At 68.4% G+C, this 5,761-nt stretch carries 10 protein-coding genes; 5 read left to right on the top strand and 5 right to left on the bottom strand.

Translation table 11 applies throughout. The features are described from left to right. The first annotated feature begins 538 nt into the window (after positions 1-538). The gene (locus tag E1293_RS43760) at positions 539-1,441 is read left to right on the top strand and encodes a phosphotransferase family protein (protein ID WP_207939464.1); all 903 of its coding nucleotides are present in this window, start codon (positions 539-541) and stop codon (positions 1,439-1,441) included. Here the strand turns inward: E1293_RS43760 and E1293_RS43755 are convergent. From E1293_RS43755 to E1293_RS50005, 4 genes are all read right to left on the bottom strand, one after another. Further along, a complete protein-coding gene (locus tag E1293_RS43755; RefSeq protein ID WP_132205548.1) occupies positions 1,436-2,011 on the bottom strand; it encodes a TIGR03086 family metal-binding protein in 576 nt (191 codons plus the stop codon). The two genes, E1293_RS43760 and E1293_RS43755, sit on opposite strands and share 6 nt — an antisense overlap. Continuing rightward, complete coding sequence (locus tag E1293_RS43750) at positions 1,998-2,480, bottom strand: SRPBCC family protein (protein ID WP_132205546.1); 483 nt, start codon at positions 2,478-2,480, stop codon at positions 1,998-2,000. The genes E1293_RS43755 and E1293_RS43750 overlap by 14 nt, the downstream gene beginning before the upstream one ends. Then, positions 2,413-2,808, bottom strand: coding sequence for an ArsR/SmtB family transcription factor (locus tag E1293_RS43745; RefSeq protein WP_132205544.1), 396 nt, complete (start codon positions 2,806-2,808; stop codon positions 2,413-2,415). The genes E1293_RS43750 and E1293_RS43745 overlap by 68 nt, the downstream gene beginning before the upstream one ends. Positions 2,809-3,213: 405 nt before the next feature. After that, the gene (locus tag E1293_RS50005) at positions 3,214-3,441 is read right to left on the bottom strand and encodes a hypothetical protein (protein ID WP_243717450.1); all 228 of its coding nucleotides are present in this window, start codon (positions 3,439-3,441) and stop codon (positions 3,214-3,216) included. A 50-nt stretch (positions 3,442-3,491) separates the two neighbouring features. On the opposite strand from E1293_RS50005, the gene E1293_RS43735 reads away from it, so the two are divergent. Further along, complete coding sequence (locus E1293_RS43735) at positions 3,492-4,037, top strand: AAA family ATPase (RefSeq protein ID WP_132205542.1); 546 nt, start codon at positions 3,492-3,494, stop codon at positions 4,035-4,037. On the opposite strand, the gene E1293_RS43730 is transcribed toward E1293_RS43735, so the two are convergent. Beyond that, complete coding sequence (locus tag E1293_RS43730; protein ID WP_132205540.1) at positions 4,034-4,480, bottom strand: ATP-binding protein; 447 nt, start codon at positions 4,478-4,480, stop codon at positions 4,034-4,036. The two genes, E1293_RS43735 and E1293_RS43730, sit on opposite strands and share 4 nt — an antisense overlap. A gap of 184 nt (positions 4,481-4,664) precedes the next feature. Here E1293_RS43730 and E1293_RS50410 point away from each other — a divergent pair, with 184 nt between their 5' ends. From E1293_RS50410 to E1293_RS43715, 3 genes are read left to right on the top strand one after another with little or no spacing between them, the layout of a single operon-like run. After that, a complete protein-coding gene (locus E1293_RS50410) occupies positions 4,665-5,168 on the top strand; it encodes a Scr1 family TA system antitoxin-like transcriptional regulator (protein ID WP_132205538.1) in 504 nt (167 codons plus the stop codon). Then, positions 5,165-5,518 carry a DUF5753 domain-containing protein gene (locus E1293_RS50405; RefSeq protein WP_132205536.1) on the top strand — a complete coding sequence of 118 codons (354 nt, stop codon included), beginning with the start codon at positions 5,165-5,167 and terminating at the stop codon, positions 5,516-5,518. The genes E1293_RS50410 and E1293_RS50405 overlap by 4 nt, the downstream gene beginning before the upstream one ends. Beyond that, the gene (locus tag E1293_RS43715) at positions 5,515-5,730 is read left to right on the top strand and encodes a DUF397 domain-containing protein (RefSeq protein WP_132205534.1); all 216 of its coding nucleotides are present in this window, start codon (positions 5,515-5,517) and stop codon (positions 5,728-5,730) included. Before E1293_RS50405 ends, E1293_RS43715 begins: the two co-directional genes overlap by 4 nt. Positions 5,731-5,761 lie beyond the last annotated feature (31 nt).

Here is a 5,761-nt window from a genome sequence, read left to right as displayed (position 1 = left end):
GGTTCAGGCGACGTGATTGTGGTGATCAACCCGTCTACCAGGGGTCTCTCTACGTCAGGCCACCAACCGACGCATTGCGATCATGCTGTGACCAGCGGACTGCCGCCACAGGGATGAAATGGGTTCACTGTGTAGTGGAGGCGGCTCGCCGGATCGAGGCCCGCGGCGGCGTGGACCGAGCCGGAGTCTCGACCTGGCCCGAACTGGAGGAGAGTGCGACCAGTTTCCTGCGCGGTGCTGAGCACATCAATGCGGCTCCGCTTGTTGAGCCGGCAGAGGCTCTGGTCGATCTGGCTGCTGGCACCGTCCCTCCCGCTCCGGCCGAGCGGCACTGGTATTGCGGAACTCCAGCGGGCCGGATCGTGCAAGGCGGATAAGTATGGCTTGCGGATATGGTCGGGCTTCTCCGGGATGGTGCACTTCACACCGCGTTGGCGCAGATAGGCGCAGTTCGCCCGGGACCCGAACGCTGAGGGGATCGCGGGCTTGAGGGTCTATTCGCGGGCGTTGGACGGTTGGCGGGCGTAGCGTCCGGCGCGTGGAGGATCGAGTTCCTGGGCAGGTGCTGGCCGCGCTCGTGGGCCGGGCGGACGTCTCGCTCCTGAGTTGCCGGAGCGAGACGATCGTCGGGAGCAGCGGTGCGGCGACCGGTGCTGTCAGCCGGGTGTCAGGCATGGTCCGGTGCGGTAGCGGCGAGTTGCCGTTTCGCCTGGTGCGTAAGGAGTTTCGTCCGGTGGCCGGCGGCCGGCACGCTGCGCATGCCGGTGATGCCCGGCACTGGGCGTACTGGCGGCGCGAGCCCCTGGCCTACGCCAGCGGCCTGCTGCCCACCGGGCCCGGCCTGGCCGCGCCGCGCTGCTACGGCGTCGTTGACGACGTGGTGTATCTGGCCGATGTCGAGGGTGCGGCCGAGTCGCCTCGCCTTGCGGCGCGTCGGCTCGGGGCCTGGCAGGCGGCCGTCCCGATTCCGGACGTGCCCTGGCTTGCCGGGCACCAGCTCGCCCAACGGATGGCGGTCAGCGATCTCGACTGGTCGGTGGTCGACGCCGATCCGCGTATTGCCCGGGTTTGGCGTCGGCGCGGCGAGCTGCTCGATGGTCTGACTCGTGTGCCGCCGGTTCTGACGCACGGTGACTTCTCCGCCGGAAACCTGATCAGGTCGGCGGAGACCACGACCGTGGTGCTCGACTGGGCCACCCTCGGCGCCGGTCCCGTCGGCGCGGACCTCGCCAGTCTGGCGTTGAGCACCGGCGCTGATCCGCTGGAGGACTACCTGGCGGGACTGGACGGCCGATTCGACGAGACGGACGTCGCGACCGGCTACCGGACGACTCTCGCGCTGACCGGCGCCGGTCGTGTGCACTGGATGCTGTCGCGGGGAATGAGGCTCCCCGACGGCTACGAAGACTTCATCCTCGCTCAAGCACCGCCCCGGTCATGAGCCCGCTCGCCAGAACGGGTCGCGGCCGATGAAGCCGAGCATCCTGGTCTGGACGTCCGCGCCGGCGGGCACCTCGACGCGGGGGCCGTACTGGCCGGAGGAGCGCAGGACGTCCTCGATCGGCTCCATCCCGTCGATGAGTTGAGCGCAGAAGTCGGGGTCGAGCCGGTCGTCCTGGCCGGTGGCCCTGGAGAGGTCCCAGGTGTGCATGAAGACGTCGGCGACGTAGAACTGGTCGATCGCGGTCGCCAGGGGGAGAGTTCCGATGTGCGGGTTGGTGAGCTTTCGATGTGCCGTCTCCGGATCGTCCAGCACTGCCTGCACGCCGTCGCAGTGGACCTGCCACGCGGCCACCGGGTCTTCGTCGGCTGATGGCCCGCGGGGGAGTTCGATGCCGGCGCCGGCGGCCAGGAACCCGGGGAACCATTCGGTCAGGTGACGGACGACGTCGCGGGCGGTCCAGCCGGCGACCGGGGACGGTGCGTCCCAGGTCCGGGTTCCGCGGACTCGCTCGGTGAACAGGCCGGCGACCTGCCGGTGCCGCTCGGCGGGGTGGTCAGGCAGTGCCATCGATGAGCATCCTCTCCAGCTTGGCGTAACCCTCGTTGACGCCGGTCTCCATGCCGCTGCGCAGCCATGCGTCACGGCCCTCGAAGCTGTCGACCAGCGACTGCGTCCGCAACCGGGTGCGGCCGCCGCCGAGGTCGTCGAACCACATCGTCTCCAGCGCGACCCCGTCGGCATCGCCCTCGTAGGTGAAGGTCTGGACGATGCGGTCCGGGCGGATCTCGTGGAAGCAGCCGTGGAACCAGTACTCGGCGTCGTCGTGCACGGAGGCGTACCGCCAGCTGCCGCCGGTGCGCGCGTCCCAGTGCTCGATCCGGGTGGTCATGGCGTCGGGGCCGACCCAGCGGGTGAACAGGGCGGGATCGGTGTGGGCGCGCAGCAGCCGGTCGGGTGCCGCCGCGAAGTCACGGGTCAGCCGGATGATCGGCAGCCTCGGGTCGGCTTCGATGACCGCCTCGGTGATCTTGTCCATCGTCGTCCTCCTCTATCTCTGCCAGGACGGCGTCGAGGCGGCGGTAGCGCTGCTCGACGCGGCGCCGGTGGCGCTCGATCCAGGTGTCCATCAGGTCGAATGCCTGGGCTTCCAGGCGCACCGGCCGGGGCTGCGGACCGTGCGGCCGGGTGACGAGCCCGGCGTCCTCCAGCACCCGCAAGTGCTTGTAGACGGCCTGGAGCGTCATCCGGTAGGGCTCCGCCAGCTGGCTCGCGGTCGCGTCGCCGCTGGAGAGCCGGGCCACCATGTCGCGCCGCGTCGGGTCCGCGAGAGCGGCGAAGACTTGGGACAGCGCGTCCACGGCCATCGGCCCTCCAGTTTCAACTCTGTGGTTGAAACGACTCTAGGCGCGGCCGCACCTAGAGTCAACCTTTGGGTTGAAAGCGCTGGTTGAAGCGTAGCTATGCCCCGGTTGCTGGTCTCTCTTCGTGTGGGGAGGCGGCGTCCAGGTTCCAGGTGTGGGGGAGGGGCGCGTCGGCAGACGGCGCAGGTGAAGTCGTCGGCCTTGACCACGTTGCGTTCAAGGCATCGTCGGCAGCGGCGGAAGGTGACCGGTGCGGTGGAGCGGCCGGGGTGGCGCAGGGCCGGCAGGTCGAGCGCGCTTTCGACAGCGCGCCAGGACGCGGGGTCGGGGCAGTAGCCCGTCGAGTGGTTGCTGACCTCGCTCACCACCCGGTGATCCCCTCATGGACGAAGGTGATCTCGCCGGCGCTCAGGACCGGTACCCCGCCGGTGCAGGCGACGTGTTCGCTTCGCCGAGGGGCGAGCGCAGGAAGCCGTCCACGTCCATGACGAACGTGAGCGGCTCCGCCGTTTCGTCTGCGCTGCGGTTTGCCGGCCAGGCCGCCAGGTCGTCCGGCGATCGGATCGGTTCGCCTCCGCTGCCGGGCCGCACCTCGGCGAGAATCTCCGGATGGCCCACGTAGTGATACAGCCGCAACCCGTGACTCGTCAGGCGACGGTATCCCCACTCGCCCCTAGGGTGGACGTGTGCGCAGGGGTGTTGTCGTTCTGACCGGTCCGCCGGGGGCGGGGAAAACGACCGTCGCGGTACGTGTCGCCCGCCGTTATGCCATGGCTGTCCACCTGCACACCGACGACTTCTGGCACTACATCGTGGCCGGTGCGATTCCGCCATACGAGCCGGCCTCACGGTCTCAGAACGAGACCGTCATGGACGTCATCGCCGGTGCGGCCTTCAGCTACGCGGACGGAGGTTTCACCACGGTGGTCGACGGGATCGTCGGACCGTGGATGCTCGACCACTTCCGCAAGCGCGCGCGGTCGCAACCACAGATACCGCTTCATTACATGGTTCTGCGCCCGCACCGCGACGTCACGCTCGCCCGCGCCCAGGGGCGGACCGCGCCGGACGCGCTGGTGGACCGGCACCCGATCCTGACGATGTGGGACCAGTTCGCCGACCTGGACGACCTGGAGCCCCACGTCCTCGACACGTCCGATCAGGACACCCCGGAGACCGAGAAGCGGGTCATGGACGCCATCGCCTCCGGCCACTTCCGGTTGGCTCCCTAGATTCGAGCACCATGAGCCCTCGGGTGGACGCGGAAGTCCGCCCACACGGTGGTGCGCGTGCCGTCGGGACGGTGGCCCCAGCGCGAGGCGAGCGCGGCGACGATGTGCAGGCCGCGACCGCTTTCGTCGTCCGGCGCGTCCCGCAGGGCCGGTCGTGCCCCATCGGCGCCGTCGTCGCTGACCTCGGCTCGAAGCACGCCCGGACCAGACCAGAGGGAGATGTGAATCTTCCCGCCCCGGCCGGACGCGGTGTGCCGGATGCCGTTGCAGGCGAACTCGTCCACGACGAGCACCATGTCGTCCAGCAGTTCGTCGCCGGGCGCCAGGTGGTCGGGGACGAGCGTGTCCCGCAGGAACAGCCGCGCATACCGGACGGAACGCTCCACGCCGGGAAGCGTCAGCACGCCAAGGAGCCGCAGCTCTCCCGCCTCGCGGGTGATCATCGTGATTCCTCCTCCGAATGTCACCCGCAAGGCTGATCGCCCTCCGTCACCGCATCAACACACTCCCGGAAGGTGAGGGCCATCCGTCGCGGGTCTGCGGAGAAGCTGAAGTATTGAAGTCCGGATGTATCTAACTTCCGCGAAGACGCATCCGATATATCACACACAGTGACAAGCTGGATGCATGACGTCAGATGACCGGTTGTCGTACCGGCGCCGCAAGATCGGCCAGGCGCTCCGCCGGTACCGCGAGGAGCGCAACCTGACGCAGGACGCGGCGGCCCGACTGGTCGAGCGCTCACCCGCCACCCTCAGCGCCTACGAGAACGGCCACCGCGCCGTCCGCCCCCGCGACCTCCGCCAGATCCTCGACCACTACGGCATCGCAGACGGGCGTGAGCGCGCCCGCCTCCTCGACCTCGCCACGAAAGGGCGGAAGGAGGGCTGGTGGCTCGGCTACCGGGAGCGGACAGACCCGTTCATCGTCGACTACGCCTCCCTTGAAGGCGATGCTTCACGCATTCGGGAGTTCGAGCCTCAGGTAGTGCCGGGCCTTCTCCAGACGGAGGCATACACCAGCGCCGTCTTCTCTGCGTACGACTCGGTCCGGTTGGATCCAAGGGAAGAAGGAGCGGTCGGCTTTCGCTTGGCGCGGCAGCGCATTCTCACCGGTGCGTCGCCTGAGTGACGTGGGTCCTGAGCGAGACAGCATTGCGTTCCTCGATCGGCGGCCCGGACCTGATGAGGGAGCAGCTCAGAAAGATCCTGACTGTTACGGCCGCCCCTCATCTACATTTGCAAATACTGCCCCTCGCAGTGGGCGAGCATCCCAGTCTGGACGGCTCCTTCTCGATCATCGACATCGGTTCCGATGATCCGATGAGCGTCGTCGCCGTTCACAGCCTCGTACGCAGCTGGTTCATTGACGAGCCCGTGAGCGTCGACTACTACGAGCGCGTATACGGAGCGCTCTCCACCCTGGCGCTCACGGAAACCGAATCCCGGGTGCTCATCGACCAGATAGCGTCTGAACTATGAGCGATCCAACCCCCGGACGTTTGTACTGGCGCAAGAGCAGTCGCAGCACCGAGCACGGGACGAACTGTGTCGAGGTGGCCGCACCGGTGATGTCCAAGCGCATCCTCACCCGGGACTCGAAGGATCCGTCCGGGCCGGCGCTGGGCTTCACAAGGGCTGAGTGGAGTGCCTTTATGGGGGAGGCCAAACGCGGCGCGTTCGACCTCGCCTGACCGGGGCGGCCGCGTACCGAGGGGTGGGGGC

Origin of the sequence: Actinomadura darangshiensis (assembly GCF_004349235.1) — a bacterium.
Taxonomy (GTDB): Bacteria; Actinomycetota; Actinomycetes; order Streptosporangiales; family Streptosporangiaceae; genus Spirillospora; species Spirillospora darangshiensis.
Note: the sequence above shows the minus strand (reverse complement) of the source record. Positions and strands in the feature narration are given on the sequence as shown.